The 23,577-nt window shown below is 65.4% G+C and carries 18 protein-coding genes; 4 read left to right on the forward strand and 14 right to left on the reverse strand.

Annotated features, from left to right (window positions below; genetic code table 11):
- Nucleotides 1-73: 73 nt before the first annotated feature.
- On the reverse strand, nucleotides 74-1,402 hold the full coding sequence (locus FJ490_RS00505; RefSeq protein ID WP_140497716.1) for a dicarboxylate/amino acid:cation symporter: 1,329 nt from the start codon (nucleotides 1,400-1,402) through the stop codon (nucleotides 74-76).
- Nucleotides 1,403-1,725: 323 nt separating this feature from the next.
- On the opposite strand from FJ490_RS00505, the gene FJ490_RS00510 reads away from it, so the two are divergent.
- The 3 genes from FJ490_RS00510 to FJ490_RS00520 all read left to right on the forward strand — a co-directional run bounded on the left by FJ490_RS00510 (nucleotide 1,726) and on the right by FJ490_RS00520 (nucleotide 5,413).
- Nucleotides 1,726-3,531 (forward strand): sensor histidine kinase, encoded by a 1,806-nt coding sequence (locus FJ490_RS00510; protein WP_140728094.1) that lies wholly within the window; start codon nucleotides 1,726-1,728, stop codon nucleotides 3,529-3,531.
- Nucleotides 3,528-4,919 (forward strand): sigma-54 dependent transcriptional regulator, encoded by a 1,392-nt coding sequence (locus tag FJ490_RS00515; protein WP_140728095.1) that lies wholly within the window; start codon nucleotides 3,528-3,530, stop codon nucleotides 4,917-4,919. Before FJ490_RS00510 ends, FJ490_RS00515 begins: the two co-directional genes overlap by 4 nt.
- A 65-nt stretch (nucleotides 4,920-4,984) precedes the next feature.
- Nucleotides 4,985-5,413: a GNAT family N-acetyltransferase gene (locus FJ490_RS00520; RefSeq protein ID WP_140663198.1), complete on the forward strand. Its 429-nt coding sequence runs from the start codon at nucleotides 4,985-4,987 to the stop codon at nucleotides 5,411-5,413.
- Here the strand turns inward: FJ490_RS00520 and FJ490_RS00525 are convergent, their stop codons facing one another.
- From FJ490_RS00525 to murA, 9 genes are all read right to left on the reverse strand, one after another.
- Complete coding sequence (locus FJ490_RS00525) at nucleotides 5,414-6,529, reverse strand: anhydro-N-acetylmuramic acid kinase (protein ID WP_140497724.1); 1,116 nt, start codon at nucleotides 6,527-6,529, stop codon at nucleotides 5,414-5,416. It lies immediately after the preceding gene.
- Nucleotides 6,529-7,530 (reverse strand): serine hydrolase, encoded by a 1,002-nt coding sequence (locus FJ490_RS00530; RefSeq protein ID WP_140497727.1) that lies wholly within the window; start codon nucleotides 7,528-7,530, stop codon nucleotides 6,529-6,531. The genes FJ490_RS00525 and FJ490_RS00530 overlap by 1 nt, the downstream gene beginning before the upstream one ends.
- 226 nt (nucleotides 7,531-7,756) lie before the next feature.
- Nucleotides 7,757-9,505, reverse strand: coding sequence for an ABC transporter ATP-binding protein (locus FJ490_RS00540; protein WP_140663195.1), 1,749 nt, complete (start codon nucleotides 9,503-9,505; stop codon nucleotides 7,757-7,759).
- Nucleotides 9,502-10,341, reverse strand: coding sequence for an ABC transporter permease (locus FJ490_RS00545; protein WP_140555523.1), 840 nt, complete (start codon nucleotides 10,339-10,341; stop codon nucleotides 9,502-9,504). Before FJ490_RS00545 ends, FJ490_RS00540 begins: the two co-directional genes overlap by 4 nt.
- Entirely contained in the window at nucleotides 10,341-11,300 is a 960-nt protein-coding gene (locus tag FJ490_RS00550; RefSeq protein ID WP_140663190.1) for an ABC transporter permease, read from the reverse strand. Before FJ490_RS00550 ends, FJ490_RS00545 begins: the two co-directional genes overlap by 1 nt.
- 145 nt (nucleotides 11,301-11,445) lie before the next feature.
- Nucleotides 11,446-12,960, reverse strand: a complete 1,515-nt coding sequence (locus FJ490_RS00555) for an ABC transporter substrate-binding protein (protein ID WP_140728096.1) — start codon at nucleotides 12,958-12,960, stop codon at nucleotides 11,446-11,448.
- Nucleotides 12,961-13,100: 140 nt separating this feature from the next.
- A complete protein-coding gene (murQ, locus tag FJ490_RS00560) occupies nucleotides 13,101-14,033 on the reverse strand; it encodes an N-acetylmuramic acid 6-phosphate etherase (RefSeq protein ID WP_140623650.1) in 933 nt (310 codons plus the stop codon).
- 174 nt (nucleotides 14,034-14,207) lie between these two features.
- The gene (locus FJ490_RS00565) at nucleotides 14,208-15,092 is read right to left on the reverse strand and encodes an N-acetylglucosamine kinase (protein ID WP_140562070.1); all 885 of its coding nucleotides are present in this window, start codon (nucleotides 15,090-15,092) and stop codon (nucleotides 14,208-14,210) included.
- Nucleotides 15,089-16,345 (reverse strand): UDP-N-acetylglucosamine 1-carboxyvinyltransferase, encoded by a 1,257-nt coding sequence (murA, locus tag FJ490_RS00570; protein ID WP_140728097.1) that lies wholly within the window; start codon nucleotides 16,343-16,345, stop codon nucleotides 15,089-15,091. The genes FJ490_RS00565 and murA overlap by 4 nt, the downstream gene beginning before the upstream one ends.
- A 169-nt stretch (nucleotides 16,346-16,514) precedes the next feature.
- On the opposite strand from murA, the gene FJ490_RS00575 reads away from it, so the two are divergent.
- Nucleotides 16,515-17,375 (forward strand): MurR/RpiR family transcriptional regulator, encoded by an 861-nt coding sequence (locus tag FJ490_RS00575; protein ID WP_140497745.1) that lies wholly within the window; start codon nucleotides 16,515-16,517, stop codon nucleotides 17,373-17,375.
- A gap of 15 nt (nucleotides 17,376-17,390) precedes the next feature.
- Here the strand turns inward: FJ490_RS00575 and fhuB are convergent, their stop codons facing one another.
- From fhuB to FJ490_RS00595, 4 genes are all read right to left on the reverse strand, one after another.
- Nucleotides 17,391-19,382, reverse strand: a complete 1,992-nt coding sequence (gene fhuB / locus FJ490_RS00580) for a Fe(3+)-hydroxamate ABC transporter permease FhuB (RefSeq protein ID WP_210239456.1) — start codon at nucleotides 19,380-19,382, stop codon at nucleotides 17,391-17,393.
- Nucleotides 19,383-19,393: 11 nt separating this feature from the next.
- A complete protein-coding gene (locus FJ490_RS00585) occupies nucleotides 19,394-20,242 on the reverse strand; it encodes an ABC transporter substrate-binding protein (protein ID WP_224680222.1) in 849 nt (282 codons plus the stop codon).
- Between the two features lie 49 nt (nucleotides 20,243-20,291).
- On the reverse strand, nucleotides 20,292-22,481 hold the full coding sequence (locus FJ490_RS00590) for a TonB-dependent siderophore receptor (RefSeq protein ID WP_140728098.1): 2,190 nt from the start codon (nucleotides 22,479-22,481) through the stop codon (nucleotides 20,292-20,294).
- A 136-nt stretch (nucleotides 22,482-22,617) separates the two neighbouring features.
- Entirely contained in the window at nucleotides 22,618-23,502 is an 885-nt protein-coding gene (locus FJ490_RS00595; RefSeq protein ID WP_181165159.1) for an AraC family transcriptional regulator, read from the reverse strand.
- Nucleotides 23,503-23,577: the final 75 nt, after the last annotated feature.

Genomic DNA, 23,577 nt, shown 5'->3' on the forward strand with positions numbered 1-23,577 from the left:
CGGTGAACATACGAAAAATGGCCGGAGGCAGCGATGCCTCCGGCCGTTTGCTATCGCTGTGCGGCCGTTGTGATTACTCGGCTGGAACGATGTCCGCCGGCAGGCTGTCGTCGGCCGTTCCCGCCAGCGCCCTGGCCAGCTTGGCCTCGTCGAGCTCGCCTTCCCAGCGCGCCACCACCAGCGTCGCCACCGCATTGCCGACGAAGTTGGTCAGCGCCCGGCATTCCGACATGAAGCGATCGACGCCGAGGATCAGCGCCATGCCGGCGACAGGCACAGCCGGCACCACCGAAAGCGTGGCGGCAAGGGTGATGAAGCCGGCGCCGGTGATGCCGGCCGCCCCCTTGGAGGAAAGCATCGCCACCAGGAGCAGCAGGATCTGGTCGCCGAAGGAGAGGTGGATGTTCGTCGCCTGCGCGATGAACAGCGCGGCCAGCGTCATGTAGATGTTGGTGCCGTCGAGGTTGAAGGAATAGCCGGTCGGGATGACCAGCCCGACCACCGAGCGCTTCGCGCCGGCCTTCTCCATTTTCTCCATCAGCGAGGGCAGTGCCGCTTCCGAAGACGAGGTGCCCAGCACCAGAAGCAGCTCCTCCTTGATGTAGCGGATCAGCGACAGGATGGAGAAGCCGTTGTAGCGGCAGACGGCGCCCAGCACGATGAACACGAACAGAAAAGCGGTCATGTAGAAGGTGCCGACCAGCATGGCGAGGTTGATGACCGAGCCGATGCCGTATTTGCCGATGGTGAAGGCCATGGCACCGAAGGCGCCGATCGGGGCTGCCTTCATCAGCACGCTGACCAGCTTGAACATCGGCGCCATCAGCGCCTGCAGGAAATTGAGCACCGGCGCGCCCTTGTCGCCGACCAGGGCCAGCGCGATGCCGAACAGCACCGAAAAGAACAGCACCTGCAATATGTCGCCGTCGGCGAAGGCGCCGACGATGGTCGTCGGGATGATGTTCATCAGGAAGCCGGTGACCGACTGGTCGTGCGCCTTGGCGGCGTAGCTGTTGACGGTCGCGGCGTCGAGCGTCGCCGGGTCGATGTTGAAGCCGGCCCCGGGCTGCACGACATTGGCCACGATCAGGCCGATGATGAGCGCCAGTGTCGAGAAGGTGAGGAAGTAGAGCATCGCCTTGCCGGCGACGCGGCCTACCTTCTGCAGGTCGCTCATGCCGGCGATGCCGGTGGCGACCGTCAGGAAGATAACCGGGGCGATGATCATCTTGACCAGCTTGATGAAGGCGTCGCCAAGCGGCTTCATGCTCTCGCCGAGCGACGGATAGAAATGGCCGAGCAGGATACCGACGGTGATCGCCACCAGCACCTGCACGTAGAGTTGGGCGTAAAGCGGCTTGCGCTGCGCGGCGGGCGCGCGTGATTGGTCTGCCATGTGCATCTGCTATCTCCCTGGCCGGAGGGAACGGCACGCGCCGCCCCGCAAGACTTCTCCCATCGCGGCGCTCCGGTCGCTCGCCGCTGTCGAGAGTTTTGCAAGCGCCGTGCCAGATCGAGAAAAGGCCGGAACCCTGGATTCCCGGCAGTTTTGTCCCCGCTTCGATGGAGGCCTGTGCGGATTTCCGCACTCGCCCTTGTTTGCCTGGGCGGAGTTTCGCATTACAGTGGCTGCTGAACAGCGAACGGTGGAGAGGGCAGACGCCGCAGGCAGACACCGATAGCGCATCCCCGGAGTTCGCCGGCCGCGACCTGCTGCGCGAAGCGATGGCCAGGCTGCGTGACGGCCGCTGGCTCATTCTCCTGATCGGCCTGGCAATGCTGGCGGGAGCGGTCGCGATTGCCGGGCGCCTTGCCGCCAACCAGGCTGCCGGCGATCTGCGCGACGGAGCACTGGCAGCCTTGCCGCTGGCGGCGGGCACCTTGACCGGCGAAATCGAAAAGCAGCGTCTCGTTCCCTTGGTGCTGGCACGCGACGATGCCGTGCGCGACGCGTTGCGCCGGGCCGGCAAAACGCAAGAGACGGCGCTCGACGACAAGCTCCGGGCCATTGCCGCCGATGCCTCGGCATCCGCCATCTATGTCATCGACACGGCAGGCATCGCGATATCGGCCAGCAACGCCGGCGAGCCGGGCAGCTTCGTCGGCATCGACTACAATTTCCGCCACTATTTCACCGACGCCATGACCAAGGGCGCCGCCAGCCAGTATGGCCTCGGCACGATCAGCGGCAGGCCGGGACTTTATCTCGCCAGCCGCGTCGATGACGGCAAGACGCCGCTCGGCGTCGCCGTACTGAAGGTCGAACTCGACGGCGTCGAAGCCAATTGGCGCTCCAGCGGCTTTGTCGTATTTGTCACCGACGAGCGCGGTGTCGTGCTGGCGACCAGCTGGCCCGAGTGGCGGTTCCACGCGCTTGCGCCGCTCTCGGCCGCGGATGCCGCGACAGCTCACGCGCAGCTTCAACTTGCCGAAACCGGCTTCGAACCGCTGCCGATACGACGCGGTGCCGGTGACGGCCTGGCGACAATCGACAATGCCGGAAAATCGCGCCAGTTCGTCGAAGTGGCGCAGGACCTGCCCGGCGCCGTTCCCGGTTGGCGTCTGTGGCTGCTCACGCCTGCCGATGCCGCTTTGACGTCGGCCGCCAACACGGCACGCCTGACCACGCTGCTGGCGCTGCTGTTCACGGGTTTACTTGCCTACGTGCTTCTCAGGCGCCGCCGTGCGCGCCGCGTGAGGCAGGAAGCGCTGGCGCGCATGAATGCTGAACTGGAGAGCAGGGTAAGCACGCGAACGGCGGAACTGACCCGCTCCAACACCGCCCTTGCCGGCGAGATCGCCGAGCGCGAAAACGCCGAGGCCAAGGTCCGCCGACTGCGCGACGACCTCGCCCAGGCCAACCGGCTTTCCATCCTCGGCCAGATCGCCGCCGGCGTCGCGCATGAGATCAACCAGCCGGTGGCGGCGATACGCACCTACGCCGAGAATGCCGGCCGCTTCCTGCATGGCGACAAAGTCGAATCCGTCTCGGGCAACCTGACATCGATCGTGTCGATGACCGAGCGCATCGGCGCCATCACCAGCACGCTGCGCAGTTTCGCGCGGCGGCCAGGCGTCGCCGCCTCGCCGCTGCCGGTGCGCGAAGCGATCGACGGCGCGCTGTCGCTCCTGTCCGGCCGCATCCGCGATTCCGGCGTGACCGTCGTCAAGCCGCGCGGCACCGCCTCGCCGGCGGTCATGGCCAGCCGCATCCGGCTGGAGCAGATCCTGGTCAATCTCTTGCAGAATGCGCTGGATGCCCTGAAGGACCGGCCCGATCCGCGCATCGAGATCGAGCTTGCCGAGCGCGACGACAGGGTGCTGGTTTCGGTGCGCGACAATGGACCTGGCCTCGGGCCGGAAGCGGCCGGCAATTTGTTCATGCCGTTCCAGACCACCAAGGAGAAGGGGCTTGGCCTCGGGCTGGTGATCTCGCAGGAGATCGCTCAGGAACTGGGTGGCACGCTGCGCCTCGACCCCGACAGCAAAAAAGGCGCGTCCTTCACCATCGACCTGAGGCGAATTGAATGACTGAGGGATCAGGGCTGGTCGCGCTCGTCGAAGACGACGCGGATATGCTTCACGCCACCACGCAATTGCTCGAGCTTGCCGGCTTCGGCGTGATCGCGTTCAAGGCCGCGGAGGCAGCGCTTGCCGCCGTCGACCGGGATTTCCAGGGCGTGGTTGTCAGCGATATCCGCATGCCCGGCATGAACGGCTTGCAGCTGTTCGATCGCATCAGGGCGATCGACATCGACATACCGGTGATCCTGGTCACCGGGCATGGCGATGTCGATCTCGCGGTGGCGGCGCTCAAGGACGGCGTCTACGATTTCATCCCGAAACCCTATGCGGGCGAGCGCCTTGTCGAGGCACTGAAGCGGGCAAGCGAAAAGCGGCGGCTGGTGATGGAGAACCGGCGGCTGCACGAGGCCGCCGCACAGGCCGCCGACGGCCTGCCGCTGATCGGCGAGGCGCCCGCCATCCGCCGCCTGCGCGAGACCTTGCGTCAGATCGCCGACATGGATGTCGACGTGCTGGTGGAAGGGGAGACCGGCACCGGCAAGGAGGTGGTGGCGGATCTCCTGCACCGATGGAGCCGGCGCCGCGCAAAGCCTTTCGTGGCGCTGAATTGCGGCGCCCTGCCGGAGACCGTCATCGAGAGCGAGCTGTTCGGCCACGAGCCGGGTGCGTTCACCGGAGCGCAGCGGCGGCGGATCGGCCGCATCGAGCATTCCAGCGGCGGTACGCTGTTCCTCGACGAAATCGAATCCATGCCGCCGCCGCTCCAGGTCAAACTGCTGCGGGTGCTGGAAACGCGCAGCCTCACCCCGCTCGGCTCCAACGAAACGCGCCGCCTCGATCTGCGGGTCGTCGCGGCAACGAAGGTCGATCTAGGCCGGCCGGACCAGCGCGGCGATTTCCGCGAGGATCTCTATTTCCGCCTCAACGTGGTGACGCTGCGCATCCCGCCGCTGCGCGAGCGGCGCGGCGACATCCCGATGCTGTTCGGGCATTTCCTGGGCAAGGCCTCGCAGCGTTTCGGCCGCCCGGTCGCGGCCGTGAATGCCGCGGTGAGCGACCATCTCCAGTCGCATGACTGGCCGGGCAATGTGCGCGAGCTCGCGCATTTTGCCGACCGGGTCGCGCTTGGCCTCGGGCCCGACGAGGAGGCCAGGGCAACGTCCGCGCGCTTGCCGGAGCCCTCGGCGGCGCTGCCCGAACGGGTCGGCCGCTACGAGGCGCAACTCATCCGCGAGGCCTTGCGCGATCATGCCGGCGACGTGCGCGGGGCCATCGACGCACTCGGCGTGCCGCGCAAGACTTTCTACGACAAGCTCAAGCGCTACGGCATTTCCGCCTCCGAATTCCGCAATGGTGGCACCCCGGACCGGCACCCTGTTCGGGGACGGACATAGGCGTTGCGCAGGCGCTCCGGCCTTCGTAACTCTGTTCGTCTCCCGTTGCGCATTTCGGATGAGCCATGATCACGACACTTGAAACGACGGCAACCCCCTTGCCCGAGGAGCTCGCCTTTCTCGGCGAGCGGTTGATGGCGTTCAACGACGGCGATGTCGGCGCTTCCGAAAGGAAGGCCCTTGCGGTGTTCGTGCGTGATGAAGCCGGCGCGATTGTCGCGGGCATTTCGGGCTACACCGCCTGGGGCTGGCTTTACGTGCAATGGCTGTGGGTCGACGAAAGGCTGCGCGGTCGGCACATGGCCGGCACGATGCTGGACGCGGCTGAGAAGGAGGCGATGGCGCGCGGCTGCCAGAACGCCTGGATCGACACCTTCAACCCCAACGCCGCCAGGGTCTATCGGCGCCAGGGCTATCAGCCCTTCGGAACACTCGCCGATTTCCCCGTCGGCCGCAGCCGCGTCTTCCTGCAGAAAAAACTGTCGGCGGGCTGATCAACCGGCCAGCCGTCCGCCGCGCATCGGCTGCGGCGCGCCCGTCGTGCTGGGGAAACTGATCGGCAGGCCGCGCAGCACGCGCACCGCCAAAAAGGCAAAACACTCCGCCTCCACCGCGTCGCCGCTCCAGCCGAGGCTTTCGGCCTGCACCACCTCGACACCGGCGCGGCTGGCGATCATTGCCATCATCGTCGGGTTGTGGCGGCCGCCGCCGCTGACCACCAGTCTTTTCGGCCGGCTCGGCAGAAGATCGAGTGCCTTGCCGACCGCGGCGGCGGTGAAGGCGGTCAAAAGCGCGGCGCCGTCCTCGGCGCTCAGGCCATCCGCCATGGTGGCGCCGAAGTCGAAACGGTCCAGCGATTTCGGATAGGGTTTGGTCAAATAGGGGTGTTGCAGCAGCTTGGCGAGCCGGGCTTCGTCGACCGTTCCCCCCCGGCCAAGCGCGCCGTCGCGGTCCATTTCGCCGAGCCCCTTTGACTTGATGAAGTCGTTGAGCGGCGCGTTGGCGGGGCCGGTGTCGAAGGCAACGACATTGTCGCCGCCGTCCCACCAGGTGATGTTGGCGACGCCGCCTAGGTTGAGCACGGCTACCTCGCCACTGGCGCCGGCGCTGCGCATCAGCGCGGTGTGATAGGCGGCCGCCAACGGCGCGCCCTGTCCTCCGGCGCGCATGTCGGCAGAGCGGAAATCATAGGCGACCTTGGTGCCGAGGATCGCATGCATCAACTCGCCGTCGCCGAGCTGCCGGGTCTGTCCGAGCCTGCCGATTTGCGGCGCGCGATGCAGCACGGTCTGGCCGTGGAAGCCGACGACGCCGATATCCGCCATTGTCATCCCATGGCCTTCGACGAGCTCCCTGACCGCCGCCGATTGCGCGCGCGTCAGCGCCTCCTCGGCCTCGCGGAAGATCGCCGGCTCCGGTCCGGCAAAATTCCAGCCCCGCGCCTGCTTAAGCGTCTCTTCCAGCAGCGAGCGGATCGACGGGGGGTAGGGCATCAGCCGGTAGGTGCCGAAATCGTCGATGCGCTCGCCATCTGTCTTGATCAGGGCGACATCGATGTTGCCGTCCAGCACGGTGCCGGTCATCAGGCCGACGGCCCAGATGGATTCCATTATCGAACTCCATTGATGAGATCGCCGACCGCTTGGCGAAGCGCGACGATTCCGCTGTCGAAGTGACGTGTCGGATGGATCCGGTTGGTAAGCAAGGTCCAGGCCTTTCCCTTGTCGAAGTCGATCCACAGCCCCGTACCGGTAAAGCCGGTGTGGCCTATCGTTTGCGGGCTGCACAAGGCGCCGCCGGACCAGCCGTCATAAGGACGCTCCCAACCGTGGGTGCGGGTAGCGGACAAGGGCGTGCGCATCAGCGCGATCGACCGTTCGGATGCGCCGTCCAGCAGCCCTTGGGCGAAATCGAGCACCGAGGCCGCCGTGCCGAACAGGCCGGCATGGCCGGCGCCTTGCAGCGCCGCGCAATTGTCGTCGTGAACCTCGCCGGACAGAACCCGATGGCGCCAGGTGCAGTCTTCTGTTGCAGCGGCGAGATCTGGCTCGGCGGACCACGCAAAGCCCGGACCGGGCTCCATGTCGCGGATGGTTTTGCCCGACAGCCGCTCGAGCGCAAAACCGAGCAGGATGAAATTGATGTCGGAATAGACCGGATCGCGGGCCCGCCATTCCCGTTGCAGGATGAAGGCGCGCAGCAAGTCGGGGTCGCGCCCGTAAGTGTAGATCGGTTCGACGGCCGGGAAGGGCGTCTGGTGCCCGAGGCACTGGCGAAACGTCACCTTCCGCTCCCAGGCACTCGCGTCATATTGGCGAAGGTCCGGCAGCACCGAGACGAGTGGTGCGTCGAGATCGATGGCACCGTCCTGAGCCAGCGCCAGAATGCGCGGCGTGGTGAAGATCACCTTGGTCAGGGATGCCAGGTCGAACCAGGTCTCCTCACGCATCGGTCGCTGCTTAGGCACGAGTTGGGCTGAGCCGATCGCCCTGGTGATGCGGTCGCCATTCCTGTCAACGATGCCGAGCACGCCACCGGGGATGCGCTTGGCGGCAACTGCCGCTGCGAGTGGTTGGAACGCGCGGTCGAAGATCTGGGCGAGGTTGGTCAATGCGGGCCTCCTGAAAGGCCGAGTTCCGTCACACCCCCCTCTGCCCTGCCGGGCATCTCCCCCGCAAGGGGGGAGATTGGCAGAGTTGATGTCCCGCCAGCCTTCCAACATCGGAGATTGGCGAAAGCCGAGGCGACATCCGATCTCCCCCCTTGCGGGGGAGATGCCCGGCAGGACAGAGGGGGGTGCTGTCCCGCCGACCTAACCGAGCCCAGGGCACCATGCATCACCCTTCCACCCTCGCCATATGATCTACCCCAAATTCCTCCCATCTCGCCGGCGCCGGCTCAAACCCTTGCGGGCGCACCAGGGAAGGCACCTGGCGTGTGTCGACCTCGAAACGCTCATGCCGCCGGTCGATGGCCGGAACCGCTGATATGAGCTTCTTCGTGTAGGAATGTTTCGGCGCCGACAGCACCGAGGCCGCGTCTCCGATCTCGACGATCTGGCCGGCATAGATGACGGCGATGCGATGAGCGATCCGCTCGACGACAGCCATATCGTGTGAGATGAACAGATAGGCCAGCCCGAACTCGCGCTGCAGGTCGACCAGCAGCTCCAGCACCTTGGCCTGAACCGAAACATCGAGGGCGGAAACCGCTTCATCCAGAACGACGACCGACGGGTTGAGCATCAGCGCGCGGGCAATGCACAGCCTTTGCCGCTGGCCTCCGGAGAATTCGTGCGGATAGCGCTGCAAACTGTTCTGCGGCAGGCCGACGCGCTCCAGCAGGCTCGCCATCCTGGCTCGCGTTTCGGCGTCCGCCCGGCCGCCATTGGCGATCACCGGCTCCGCCAGGATGCTCTCGATGCTCAGCCGCGGGTTGAGCGAAGCGTAGGGATTCTGGAAAACCATCTGCACGGGCTTGGCGCCGTGCTTTGCCGAGGCCGTCCGGGCGCCGACCGAGAAGCTGCCGCGCGTCGAGCGCACCAGCCCAAGGACTGCTTTCGCGGTGGTTGATTTGCCCGAGCCACTCTCGCCGACAATGGCCAATGTCTCTCCCGGCATCAGGTCGAAGTCGACACCGTCCACGGCGTGCACCGCGCCGCTGGCATGGCTGAAGAAACTGCTCTTGAGCGAAAACCGCACCACGAGGCCGTTGACCTCAAGGGCCGGGTCCGTCCTTGCGTTCTTGTCGCGCTGCCCGTCCGTGCGTGTCGCGCGGCCGTGGGCGAAATGCGGCACATCCTGCAACAGATGCTGCGTGTAGGCGTGCTGCGGCCTGTCGAGGACCTGGTTCAGTTCGCCCTGTTCCATGGCCTGCCCGTTCTGCATCACCATCACAGTGTCGGCGATCCCGGCGACAAGGCCGATGTCGTGGGTGATGAAGATCATCGACATGCCGCTTTCCTGCTTGAGCTCCGCAAGCAGCGCCATGATCTGCGCCTGTACCGTCACATCGAGCGCCGTGGTCGGTTCGTCGGCGATCAGCAGACGCGGATTGCAGGCGAGCGCAATGGCGATCATCACCCTTTGCAGCATGCCGCCCGACAGCTGGTTGGGTGTGTATTTCAGCCGCCTTGCCGCATCGGGGATGCGCACTCGGTCGAGCGCGTCCCTGGCCGCCGCCGTGGCCTGCCGGCCGGTCAGGTCGCGATGCAGCCGGAACGATTCCTCGATCTGCGTGCCGATCGTCAGCACAGGATTGAGCGAGGTCATCGGCTCCTGGAAGATCATGCCGATCTCTGCGCCGCGAATCCCGGTCAGTTGCCGCTCGGTCGCGGTCGTCAGGTCGAAGAGACTGCCGTCGGCCCGTTTCAGCGTCATGGCGCCGCCGGTGATGCGGCCGCCGCCGAAATCGATGAGACGGTTGATCGACAGCGCGGTGACGGACTTGCCCGAGCCGCTTTCGCCGACAATGGCCAGCGTTTCGCCGTCGGCGAGATCGAAGCTGACGCCGCGCACCACCTCATTGGCTTTCGGGTGGCGGCCGAAGCCGACGCGCAGATCGCGGACCGACAGAAGCGGGATCATGCGAGCGCTCTCCGCATTCTGGGATCGAGGATGTCGCGCAAGGCGTCGCCCAAGAGGTTGAAGCCCAGAATACTGATCATGATCGCCAGGCCCGGGAAGATCATCAGCCATGGGGCGGTTTCCATCAGATTGCGGCTGTCGCTCAGCATCAGGCCGAGCGAGGCGGCCGGTGGCTGCGTGCCGAGACCGAGGAAGCTGAGGCCAGCCTCGGTCAGCAATGCCCAGGCGAGCGCCAGCGTCACCTGGACGGTCAAGGGCGCGATCAGATTGAGCAGCAGGTGCCGCGTGATGATGTAGCTGGAGCTGCTGCCGAAGGTGCGCGCGGCGTCGACGAATTCGCGCGCCTTGAGCGACAAAGCAGGGCCGCGCACCACGCGTGTGAAGATCGGCGTATAGACGATGCCGATGGCGACCACGCTGGTCCATGTGCCCGGTCCGGCAACGGTGACGATCAGCAGCGCCAGAAGAATGGCAGGAAAAGCCAGCAGCACATCCATGATCCGCATCAGCACGCCGTCCCAGCGACGCCCGAGCCAGGCGGCGGCGAGCCCCAGCACGGTGCCGGCAAGCGCGGCGAAGGCGACCGAAAGAAAGGCAACGGTGAAGGACTGGCCGACGCCCGCCATCAGCCGGCTCGCCACGTCGCGGCCGAACAGGTCGGTGCCCATCCAGTAGGCGGCACTGGGCGCATGCAGCCGGTCGACCCGGTATTGCGTGATCGGATTGTGCGGGGTCAGTCCCAACAGGCCGAGGATGGCGACCAGGAGATAGACGCCGACGATCACGCCGCCGACACGGCCGCTGCCGTGCCCGAAGATGGCGCGCAGCATGCGCATCACTGCTCGTCCAGCCGGATGCGCGGATCGAGCGCGACATAGGCGAGGTCGACCAGGAGATTGACGATCATGAAGTTGAAGGCGATGAACAGCACGCTGCCCTGCACCAGCGCGTAATCGCGCTGGAGTATGGCGTCGAGCACCATGCGGCCGAGGCCGGGCAGGGCATAGATCTGCTCGACGATGACCGCGCCGCCCAGGAGATAGCCGAACTCGATGCCGCTCAGCGTCACCACGGGGATCAGCGCGTTGGGCAGCGCATGCCGCCAGATGACGCTGCGCGCCGAGGCGCCCTTGCTGCGGGCGGTGCGCACATAGTCGTCGCTCAACACGTCGAGCATGGCCGAGCGCGAGATGCGGGTGACCGATGCGGCGAAGGCGAAGCCGAGCGTGATGGCAGGCAGGATCAATTGGCTGAGATTGCGCAAGGGATCCTGCCAGAGCGGCGCGAATTCGCCCATGGCCGGCAGCACGCCGAAGCCGGCCGACAGCGCGTAGATGATCAAAAGGCCGAGCACGAAGCTCGGCGTCGACTGGCCGATCATAGCGACGACGCGCACACCGAGGTCGGACAGTTTCTCACTATGCGTGGCGGCGTAGATGCCCGCCGGCATGCCGGCGGCGAGTGCGATGATCATCGACAGCACGGCCAGTTCCAGCGTCAGCGGGAAGCGCTCGAGGATGACGTCCAATACCGGCCTACCATAGGTGACGGAGATGCCGAAATTGCCGTGCAGGATGCCGCCGATCCAGCGCCAGTACTGGACGAACCAGGGCTGGTCGATGCCGAAATAGGCGGCGAGCGCATCGCGCTGTGCCGGCGTCAGCAGGCCGGCTTCGGTGCCCAGCATCGCGGTGATCGAATCGCCCGGCACCATCCGGATCGCCACGAAGACCAGGATCGACACGCCAAGCAGGACGAGAGGAAACGCCGCAAGTCGTCGCATCAGATAGTTCACGCGAAGAAGACCTCTCGTCTAGAGCATGATGCCGAGTGTGAAGCGGTTTTCGGACGACATCATGCTCTATCCCTTTGATCTAGAGGCGGATTCAGATTTCAGGTCGATTCAACCTGAAATCATCCGTCTCCAGGGCCGCCCACGGCTACTGCTGGATGGTAACCTTGCTGAGGCTGAACAGCGTGCCCGTCGGCGTCGGCACGAACCCGGCGACGTTCTTCTGCTGGGCGGTATAGCTGTAGGACGTGTAGAGCCAGATCCAGGGCGAGACTTCGGCGAGGTGCTTCTCGAACTCGGTGAAGATCGCCTTGCGCTTGGCCGGATCGGTCTCGGCGCGGCCTTTCTGCATCAGGCTGTCCAGCGTATCGTCGATGTAGTTGGCCACCTTCTGCAGATTGCCTGATTTGGTCCAGTAGCGGTTGTACATGGTGTAGGGGTCGGCGCGGCCGCCATTGAGCGCGATCGCCATGTCGAAATCGCCCTTCAGCCAGGCGTCGACATAGACGTTGAGCTCCATCATCTTGATGTCGAGCTTGACGCCGATCTCGGCGAGCTGCGATTGGATGACCTGGGCTTCTGCCGCCGCCGTCGGCGGCTCGCCGGTGGCGCCGATCACGGTCGCCGAAAAGCCGTCGGCAAAGCCTGCCTCCGCCATCAACTTCTTGGCCTTCTCGACATCACGCTTGTAGCAGAAGAGCTGGCTGGGATCGGTCGCAAGTGCTGGGATGGTCAGCGGTCCGGTGACCTTGCCTTCGCCGAGCGCGGCGGTGTCCAGAACCTCCTGCCGGTCGATGGCGCAGGAGATCGCCTGGCGCACCTTGAGTTCGGTCATCGGCTTGCGTGACGGATTGAGCTGCAGCACGTTATAGGCCAGCACCGGCGCGCGGTTCAGTTGCAGGCTAGCCTCCTTCGGCACCAGCGTGGCGACGAGCGGATCGTTGAGCAGCGCGAAATCGACCTGCTTGGTGCGCATGGCGGCGAGGATCGCCGCTTCATCGGGCAGCACGCTGATTTCGATACCGTCGACGCCGGTCGCGCCGCCGGCCCATTCCTTGTTGGCGCTCAAGACTTCCTTGGCGTTGGGGTCCCATCTATCGAGCTTGAACGGGCCGGAGCCGACCGTTTTGGTGCCGATCGAGCCGGCCTTGATCTCGGCCGCCGGCACGATGGCCGCGTTGATGTCGCTCATCGCCGTCAGGATCGGCGCGTCGGGCTGCGATAAATGGAACACGACGGTTCCAACGTCCGGCGTGTCGATGCTGGCGATCGACAGGAAGTTGGCGCGGGCGGCGGCGCCTGTCTTCTCGTCCAGGATGCGCTCGAAAGACGCCTTGACGTCGGCCGAGGTCACGGCAGCGCCGTCCTGGAATTTCGCCTTGGGATCGAGCTTGAAGGTCAGCTCCTTGCCGTCCTTGGAGAATTCCCAGGACGTGGCGATGGCCGGGATGATCTGCAGGCTGGCATCGACCCGCACCAGCGGCTCATAGATCAGCTCCAGGAGCCGCAGCGAGGAAAAGGCCGTCTGCTTGTGCGGATCAAGTCCCGTTGCGTCCTGCGACCAGGCCATGTGCAGCGTCGCCGCCTGCGTCGAGACCGTGGCGATGCCGAGCATGGCTGCCAGCGTGATGCCCGACAGCAGCTTTCTTGTGAGGTGAACCATTCTCGTCTCCCATCTTTGCTTGAACCCGATGCCCTTGCAGTTTCTGCGGACCGCTTCCAAGACACACGCGCTTTGGACTATCGGCCCAGTCTATGCGGCTTCGCGCCGTCTTGTGTAAAGCAGCTTCACGCCGTCTGGTCTCAAGCGCCTTCATGCGTCTCGTCGCTGATTGCCTTTCGCAGGAAACCCCTTGCCTTGGCGAGGGCTGCGCGCGCCTCCTCGACCTCAAGCCCGGTGATGGTCAGCAGGATCGCCAGCTTCACGTCGTTGCCGGTCCGGCCGAGCGCGTGGCGCGCCTGCGCCGCCGTGCAGCCTGTGGTCTGCATCACGATCCTGGTTGCCCTGGCGGCCAGTTTCCTGTTGGACGGATTAAGGTCCACCATCAGGTTCTGGTAGCTCTTGCCGATGCGGATCATCGAGGCCGTGCTCAGCATGTTGAGCACCAGCTTCTGCGCCGTTCCGGATTTCAGCCGCGTCGAGCCGGTCAGCACCTCGGGACCGACGACCGGCGAGATGGCGATGTCGGCAATGCCTGCTATGGTCGATGCCGGATTGCAGGACAGGGCGACCGTCGTTGCCCCCACCTGCTTGGCATAATTCAACCCGCCGATCACATAGGGCGTGCGCCCGCTGACCGCGATGCCGACCACCACGTCGTCCGGGGTGAGCTTGATGTCCTGCAAGGCCCTGGCGCCCATCTTGGGATCATCCTCGGCCCCTTCGGTCGAGCGCACCAGCGCGTCGGGCCCGCCGGCGATCAGGCCAACGACCATGCCTTCCGGCACGCCGAAAGTGGGCGGACATTCCGAGGCGTCGAGCACGCCCAGCCGGCCGCTGGTGCCGGCGCCCATATAGATAAGCCGAGCGCCTTTCTGGAAGGCGAGGACGATGCGGTCGACCGCGGCCGCGATGTCCGGCAGCACCTTTTCGACCGCTGCCGGAACCACCCGGTCCTCGTCGTTGATCTTGCGCAGCACATCGATCGTCGGCAGCAGGTCGATGTCCATGGTCCGCGGATTCCGGCCTTCGGAAACCAGCCGGTCCAGCTCGGACATCAAACCTTGCTCGCTCATCCCAGTGCTTTCAAATCAGTGCTTTCAAAAATCAGGCCGCTCAGCCTGTTCGGAAGTGGTTCCTCTTTGGCTCCGGCACACGCGTATTTCGTTATGCTACCCCGTTTCGTTAACGTCTTAGAATTCAATATTCGTTCCGTCAACGGAAAGATGGAATAAATTATTCCTGCCGCGCTAATGCTTGCCGAGTGACCTGCGGGCAAGAATGATCGCCCCGGAAACCGCGTCGCCATCGGCGGCTTTCAGGCGCCGGCGAACGTCGGGTGCGAGCCATGGTTCGAGCGGACTGGCGAGCCCGCCCAGCAGGGCCACGCGCGGCGCGCCTTTTTCGAACAGAACCCGCACCAGCGTGTCGATCTGTTCGGCGGCCTTTTGCACGATGCGCCGCCCTGCCGGATCGCCTTGGTCGGCGTGGCGCATCACCATCGGCGCCAGGGCCGCATAGTCGGTGGCGCTGGCGCGGTCCATCCAGGCCACGGCTTGCATCGGGTCGTTCTCGAAACGCTGCATGACTTCCGCCAGCAGTGCCGTGCGCTCATGCCGGCCGTCATGGGCGCGCAACGCCAGCTGCACGGCCTTCAGCCCGAGATCGGCGCCGCTGCCTTCGTCGGAGATCGGAAAGCCATAGCCTCCGGCGCGCAGGTCGCGGCCCTCGACGAAGCCGAGGCCGATCGAACCGGTGCCGGCGATGACGATGGCGCCGTCCTGGCCCGAATGCGCGCCGAGGCAGGCGGCGACGCCATCGCTGACGAAATCGATGCTGGCAAAGGGATGCGCGATCGCCCGCAGCGCCTCCAGCGCGCCCTTGCGGCCGATCCCGGCAAGGCCGATGCCGGCGTGAATTCGGGCGCTTTCCGCCGCGCCGAACCCTGCCTCCTCGATCGCCGCGCCAAAGGCCTTGGCAACCGACGCCCAGGCCGTATCGATGCCGAGCCGCGTCGACGCCGGACCGGAGAGGCCTTGTCCCAGCACGGTTCCCTCGGCATCCTCGACGCGGGCGCGACAGCCGGTTCCGCCGCCGTCGACGCCGAGAAAATAATCGGAGCGGCCGTTGTTCATGCGCTCAGCCGCTCGATGTCGGCGCCGCACAGACGCAGCTTGCGGTCCAGTTGCTCATAGCCACGGTCGAGATGATAGACCCGGTTGATGGTCGTCTCGCCCTCGGCGACCAAGGCCGCCAGCACCAGCGACACCGAGGCGCGCAAATCGGTGGCCATGACTTGCGCGCCATGCAGTTTCTCGCCGCCGCGCACCAGCGCGGTGGTGCCTTGCAGCTTGATGTTGGCGCCGAGCCGCATCAGTTCGGGAACATGCATGAAGCGGTTCTCGAAAATGGTTTCGCGCAGCAGCGACGCGCCCTGCGCGCAGCACATCAGCGCCATGAACTGCGCCTGGAGATCGGTCGGAAAGCCCGGATAGGGTTCCGTCGTGACGTCGGCGGCCTTGAACGGCCGCTCGCGCGACACGATGAGCCCGCGGTCGCCCGGCCAGACGCCGACGCCGGTCGCCTCCAGCAGTTGCACCACCGAGGCCATGTGCTCGAGCCGGGCATGCGTCAGTTCCAGTTGCCCGCCGGTGATCGCCGCGGCGATGGCATAGGTGCCGGCCTCTATCCGGTCCGGAATGATGTCGTGCCTGGCCGCGCGCCAGTCCGTGTCGCCGGCGATCAGGATGCGATGCGTGCCGGCGCCTTCGACGCGCGCGCCCATCGCGTTGAGGCAAGCGGCGAGGTCAGCCACCTCCGGCTCGCGCGCCGCGTTGAGGATTTCGGTTTCGCCCTTGGCCGTGGCCGCCGCCATCATGGCGGTTTCCGTCGCCCCCACCGATGGCGAGCTCAGCACGATGCGCGTGCCGGTGAGCCCGTTCGGCGCCGAGGCGACGATCAGCCCGTTCTCGATGGCGATGCGGGCGCCCAGCGCCGCGAGTGCGGCGACATGCATGTCGACCGGCCGCGCGCCGATCGCGCAGCCGCCGGGCAGCGAAACCCGCGCATGGCCGAAACGGGCGAGCAGCGGCGCCAGCACCAGCACCGTCGCGCGCATCTTTCTGACGGTGTCGTAGGACGTCTCCCTGGAAACGGCGGCACTGGTGTCGATCGTCGCGGCATGGGCCGATCGCGTCACCTTGGCGCCGTGCAGCCGCACCACGCCGAGCATGTTCTCGACATCGGTCACATCGGGCAGGTTGGTCAGTTCGAGCGGGTAGGGACTGAGCAGCGCCGCCGCGATCTGCGGCAGAGCGGCGTTCTTGGCGCCCGATATGGTGACCGCGCCTTGCAGTCTTTGCCCGCCGACGATGCGCAGTCTGTCCATGGCTGAAACCTTGTGCGCCGGGCCGCGTCCGGGCGCGGCGCTCTCGAAAGCTGTTCCCGAGCTCAATCCGGCCCGCTTGAGAATTAATTCCGCGTTCTTGGCTGTCAATCGAAATTGGAATAAATTATTCCTTGGCCGTGCGGCTGGACGCCAAAGCGCAAGGGGAATCATGTCCGTTCTGAACAGGATCAATGCCAAGCTCGACGGCATGGCGCCCGGCGATCGTGAGATCGGCCAGTACATCGTCGAAAATCCCGAGGAGATGCTGCGGCTGTCGACGGCTGCTCTTGCGGCTGAGATCGGGCGCAGCCAGTCGAGCGTCGTCAAATTCAGCCAGAAGCTCGGCTATGCCAGCTACCAGGAGCTCAAGCTCGCCGTCAGCGAAGCCAAGGCGCGGGAATGGCAGGTGCCGGCCGGTATGATCCACGGTTCGATCGAGGTCGGCGACGGCTATCAGGTCATCTTGAAGAAGCTGATCGGCAGCAAGCTTCTGTCGATGGAGCGGACCGTCGCCGCCAACAGCGAGCGGATCATCTCCAGGGCGCTGGAACTGCTGGATGGTGCGCGCCGCATACATCTGGCCGGTGTCGGCGCCTCCTCGCTGGTGGCGCGTGATTTCTCCTACAAGCTGATGAAGCTTGGCCGCAATGTGCTGCATGACAGCGACAGCCATATCCAGATGGCCAATGCCTCGACGCTCGGGCCTGACGATGTGCTGTTCGCGCTCTCCCATTCGGGCGCCAGCATCGAAACTCTGCGCATCGCCGAGCTTGCCCGCAAGCGCGGCACCATGGTGATCGCGGTCACCGGCCTGCACGACAATCCGCTGAGCCGCGTTGCCGATATCTGCCTCTACACCATCGCCGACGAGGAGCGTGCGCGCTCATCGTCCATCACCGCGCGCGATGCGCAGCTGACGCTGACCGACCTTCTGTTCATCCTCCTGGTGCAGAAGCAGCCGGACGCCAATGACTACGTCCACAACAGCGAGGCGGCGGTCTCGGTGCTGAAGGCCGAATGGTCTTCCTGACATGCCCGGACCGCGTCAGCCCTGACGAGGCACGCCCTTGGCAAGCAGGTAGACGAGATACGGCCCGCCGAGCAGTGAGGCGAACAGGCCGACAGGCAGTTCGTACGGGAAGGCCGCCATGCGCGACAGCCAGTCCGATATGGTCATCAGCAAGGCGCCCAGAAGCATCGCCCCGGCAAGATGAATGCGTGCGCGCCAAAAGCCGAGGAGCCGGGCAAGGTGTGGCGCGATCAGGCCGACGAAGCTCAACGGGCCGACGATCAAAGCGGCCAGCGCGGTCAGGAGCGCGCTGACGACGACCAGCATCAGCCGCCCGCCGGCTACGGGCACGCCAAGTCCGCGCGCGCTGTCGGCCCCGAGCGGCAGGATGTCCAGCCAGCGCGCGGCAAGAAAAAGCGGCAGCGTCAGTGGCAACAGGCAGGCCAGTGCAACGGCTGCGTCCAGGGCGGTCGCCTGGCCGGTCGAACCGCTCAGCCAGCGCAACAGCACATAGGACTGTGTATTGCCCATCGCGATCGTCGCGGTGATCAGCGCGCTGCACAGTGCGCTCATGGCAATGCCGGCAAGCAGCAATCGGTCGGCGCCGAACTTTGCCTTGGCGGCGATGGCCAGCATGGCGGCCAGTGCCGCCAGTGAGCCCGCGGCCGAGCCGGCGAGCTGCCAGCCGAGCCCGGTCGTTGCGCTGACCGTCAGCACGGCGGTCAGACCGGCGCCCGCGCCGGTGCCGACGCCAAGCACTTCGGGGCTCGCCAGAGGGTTGCCGGTAACGCGCTGGATGACCACGCCCGCCGCCGCGAGCATCGCGCCGGCGGCCGCGGCCACGCCGACACGCGGCGCGCGCCAGGAGACAAGATCGGCCAGCAGGTCGCCGCTGGCGATCGACCACCCAGCCGGTCCGCGCCCGACCACGAGGGCCAAGGCGGCGGCAAATGTGAGCGCAAGCAAGACGAGGATGATGAGCCACGGACGGCGGGCCTTGCGCGGCGTCACGCCATTGGAACCGAGATGCGGCCATTCGAACATGCGCAACCGCGGCAGCAGCCACAGCAGCAGTGGGCCGCCCAGAAGCGCGGTTCCCGCGCCGGTCGGAATACGCTCGCCGCCGGAGCCGGCGGCCAGCTGGACCAGCCCGTCCGTCAGCCACAGCAGTACCGCGCCGATCAGCGGCGCGGCGATCAGCTTCTGCCGCAGGGTGCGCGCGCCCGAAAGCATGGCGAGCGCCGGCGCGGCAAGGCCGACGAAACCAATGACGCCGATCTGCGCCGCGACCGTCGTTGCCATCCATACCGCAAGAGCGATGATGAGAAAGCGGCTGGTGTGGCGGGCAACGCCAAGGCCGCGAGCCGAGGCGTCGTCGAGGCCAAGGATGGTCAGCGGCCGCGCCAGCATCAGCGCCGCGGCGGCGCCGGCCGCCAGCCTGATCGTCAGCGCGATGGCCGGTCGCCAATCCTGCTGCACCAGCGACCCGCCGCCCCAGATGAACAGCGAGAACAGGTAATCGCCATTGGCGAGGATCAGCGCGGCGCTGACGGAACTCGCGGTCAGCGCCACCATCATTCCGGCGAGCACGACCGACACCGGCTCCAGCCCGCGCCGCCAGGTCAACGCCAGCACCAGCAGCACAGCGGCGGTGCCGCCGGCAAAGGCCACCAGCCCTTGCGATCGCTCCATCAGCAACGGCGCGTAAAGCGAGGCGAGCGTCATCGCCAGTTGCGCGCCGCCCGAAATGCCGAGCGTCGATGGTTCCGCCAGCGGATTGCGCAGCACATGCTGCAACAGCAGGCCGGACAGGCCGAGCACGGCGCCCGCCAGCACCGCTACGACGGCGCGCGGCAGCGAGCTGTAGAACAGGATGACATGGCGGAGATCGCCCGGCACCGATGCCGGCTGCTGCATGCCGACGCGCCATGCGAACAAGAGTGCGGCCAGCCCCGCGAGCAGGCCCCACAGGATGATGGGCGACAGCGCGCCGCCGATGGTGCGGTGAGGTATCTCGCTTCGGGCCACAGCGCGCTCCGTCACGAAGCATGACCCGCAAGCGCCGCCGTCGCCAGGCGCGCGAAGCGGCGGGCCGACGGCAGGCAGCCGAAATGGTTGATGGCTTCGAGCACCGCGACGCGGCCCTGGCGCACGGCCGGCAGCGCGTTCCACAAGGCATTGGTGGGAAGCGAGCGCCCGACGTCCGCCGGCAAGGGCGAGACGATCAGGATGGAGGCCTCGGGCACCCGCGCCAGCGCCTCCAGGCCAACGGGTGCTGCCGCGCTGTAACTTGTCTCGTCGGACCAGGCATTGACCAGGCCGAGCCGCGTGAGCACGTCACCGAACATGGAGTCCCGGCCGAAGGCGCGGAAGTGCCTGGAGTCGCCGAGGCTAATGACAAAGACCGGCCGTGCGGACCTGGTTGGCAAGGCGGCGCGACGCCGCGCTATGTCGTCGGCGGTTTCGTCGAGGTAACGCTTCGCCTCGGCCGGTCGTCCGAGCTTCTCGCCCAGCGCCAGCGTCGCTGCCTCGGCAAGAGCGTAGGGCGGTACTCCGGCCTCGTAGACGGTTTGCGCGAACACCGGCGCTATGCGTTCCAGAATCGGACGTTGGTACTCGTAGAAATTGGAGATGACGATCAGGTCCGGCGCGACGATGCGCAACAGCTCGTAGTTGGGCGTGCCGCGCAGTCCGAGATCGGTCACGGTTTGGGGAACGGCAGGCTCGACCGCAATCCTGCGGAACTGGATCAGTTCGGTCGCCGCCGCCGGCTCGACGCCGAGCGCCAGAAGCGTTTCCAGCATGCCCCAATCGATCGCGGCAACATTTGGGGTCGCAGTCCTGCCGGCAACCGGCGGCAGCAAGGCCGCGGCCGTTAGCGCAAGCACCTGCCGTCTGTTGGGCGGATGGATCATCGCCGGTGGGTTCGGTCCATGACTACCAACTCGTGTGCGCCTTCAGCTTGAAGGAGCGGCCTTCGCCGTAGGAGCAGGTGAGCGTTGTCTGGCAACTCGACACATAGCTCTTGTCGAAAAGGTTGGTGATGTTGAGGTCGACGCCCCAGTTCTCTTTCTCGTAGCCGAGCTTCAGGTCGGCCAGCGTTACCGCCGGAACCTTCGATGTATTCTCATTGTCTGCCCATGAGGAGCCGATATAGCGCAAACCGCCGCCAATCGAGATGCCGTCATACCAGTCGCCACGGAAGGTGTAATCGACCGATGCGGAAGCCATCACTTCCGGCACGATGAAAGGCGTCTTGCGGATGAGCGCCGGGTTGGCGTCCTTGGTGATGTCGATGTCGTAAGCTGTGAATGCACCGGTAACCCGGAAATCCTCCGTCACGTTCACCTTGCCTTCGAGTTCGACGCCGCGTGAACGCACCTCGCCGGTCTGCATCTGGGTGAAGGGAGTGACATTCGACGGCACGTTCTGGCGGGTCAGGTCGAACAGCGACAGGGTGAACAGGCCATCGACAAAAGTCGGCACGTATTTCACGCCGACTTCGTATTGCGTGCCCTCTTCCGGCTTGAACAGATTGCCCATCGCATCGGTGCCGATGATCGGATTGAAGAAGGTGGCGATGCTGGCATAGGGGGTTACGCCGTTGGCAAACTCATAGGCCAGGCCGGCGCGGCCGGAGAAGTCGCCAACCGTGCTGCTCTGCGTGCTGGAGCCCGCCGAGTAATAGGTCGGGCGGTTGTCGGCTTCGAGCCAGCCACGGTCGTAGCGGCCGTTCAGTGTCACCAGCCAACCATCGCCGAAGCGCATTTGATCCTGTGCATAGAAGCCAAGCTGCTTCTGCGTCAGGTCCTGATTGAGATAGCTGACGCGAGGCGTCAGCGGCGAACCGTACACCGGATCGAAAGCGTCGATCGGATTGTCATAATTGGGATCGTAGAGGCCGGAAGACTGTACCTGGTCGATGTTGTAATATTTGAAATCGACGCCAGCGAGGATCGTATGTTCGATCGCACCGGTTGCCACCTTGCCTTCGATCTGGTTGTCGGCGAGGAACGTCTTGGCCGTGGTGTCGTGATCGAAATTGATGCGCGCCAGCTCGGTCGGCCCTCCGATGGTTGACCAGCCGTTCGGATAGACGCTGACCTCGTCGATGTCGGCGGCGGTGAAACGGGCGCTGGAGCGAACGGTCCAGTCGTTGTCGAACGTGTGCTCGAACTCGTAGCCGAGGGAGTCCTGTTCGCGCTTGTAGAGATCGATGCTCGGCTCCGTGAAGTTCGCATCGGGATCGATGCGGCCATAGTTCACGCCGCCGACAATGTGATCGACCACGGTGCCATCGTAGGGCAGGAAGCTGCCGCCATTATGGTTCTCGTCGATGTGGCTGTAATTGGCCAGTATGGTTAGCGTGGTCGCTTCGTCTGGCTTCCAGCTAATGCTCGGCGAGATGAAGCCGCGCCAGCCGTTCTGCAGGTCGCTGTAGGTATCGCCGCCGGCGACCTTGCCCGTCATCCGGTAGCTGACCGTGCCGTTGCTGGCGACATCGCCGATGTCGAAGCCGAGATAGACATTGCCGGCATCGTTGATGCCGGTTTCGACATAGCGCGTGCGTTCGAAATCCGGGCGCTTGCTGACATAGTTGACCAGGCCGCCCGGATTGCTGCCGCCATAAAGCACCGAGGCCGGCCCCTTCAGCACTTCGATGCGCTCAAGGCCGAAGCTGTCGACATAGAAACCGCCGAAACCATAACTGAACAGCTGGAGGCCATCCATGTAGGTGCCGGTGGCCGTTGCATCGAAGCCGCGAATGTACATCCAGTTGGTGTCGCTGTCGGGACCGAAGGGTTGGGCAAAGACGCCGGCGGTGTAGCGCAGCGCCTCGTCAGCTTTCTGTGCACCCTGATCCTCGATCTCCTGCCGTCCGACCACTGAGACGGATTGCGGGACCTCCTTGATGTCGGTCGCTGTCTTGGAGCCGGTTCTGGTTGTCTTGGCGACGACGCCGTCGACCGGCCCGGTCGCGCTGTCTCCGGCCTCGCCCTCGACCACGACCGGTTCGAGCTGGGTGCTGGATTGCGCCGTCTGCGCGAACGCCGGCATTGGCGGGATCGTCGCGGCAGCGGCGACGCCAGCCGCCAGAAGCGCCTTGATCCGGTAAATTCTGCTCATCAGGAAAGTCCCCGCCTGTCGTCGTTGAGATACTTGATGGTTTACCTCAACTTATCAACGGGTCATTGGACTGATTTGGGCGGCTTGTCCATTCTTGTCCAAACCACTGATATCGCGGTGCCGTGTTGCGGAAATGTCACCGGCGGCCGGCGCTCTTCATCCACGCACCCGGGGTCAATCCGACCACGGACTTGAACACGCGGGTAAGGTGCGCCTGGTCGAAGAAGCCGGTGGCCTGGGCGATGTCGCCAAGCGAGGCAGCCTCATGCGCCATCATCGCCTTTGCCCTGTCGATCCGCGCCTGCATCTGCCAGCGATGCGGCGGCACGCCCGTTGCTGCCTTGAAGGCATGGCTCATCGCGGTTTCGGACAGGCCGGTCAGCGCGGCAAGATCAGCAAGGCGGATCCTGTCCAGGCAGTGGGCGTCGATGTAATCTGTGACGAGGCGCAGTTTGCGGCGGGGCAGGGGCGACCGGCGCCTGGCGGCACTTGGCCGGTCTATCTGGAAAAGGCATGCGAACAAGGCGTTGAGCAGACCTTCGCCATAAAGATCATGCAGGTTCCACTCGCTGCCGCATTCAGCGGCGATAAGCCCGGCAAGCGTAGCGATCCGATCATCGCGAAACTGGAGGCGCGATATCTGCAAGGCATCGCGATCGAGGCTGCGGCCGAAGCGACGGGTCAGTGTCGCCGCGTCGAAATGAAGGTCGAGATGCCTGATCCGTTTGAGTCCTTCGACGCGGCCGCGGATCGGCACCCCGGCCGGTATATAGGCTATGGAAAACGCTTGGTTGTGGCGGCGCGGTTCGCCCTGGGCGCCTTCGACGACGAAGGCACCGTCGCCGTCGATATCGAGAGCGACGAACAGCCGGGGGTCGGGAGAGACGTAATAACCCTCGGCATTGTCACCGCATGAGACATCCCAGAGGTCGGCGACGACGCCGTCCCAGACGTGCCATTTCAGCTCGCCGATCACGGCAAATCCCTGAATCCGGCTCTCCATGCGCGCGACGAAGGTCAATTCTGCTTATCCCGGGCATAAACATGATAGAAAAGATCATGTTTATGCCCGGTCAGCGACAGCACCGCAAGCCCT

Origin of the sequence: Mesorhizobium sp. B2-5-11, assembly GCF_006440835.1 — a bacterium.
In the GTDB taxonomy this organism is placed as follows: Bacteria; Pseudomonadota; Alphaproteobacteria; order Rhizobiales; family Rhizobiaceae; genus Mesorhizobium.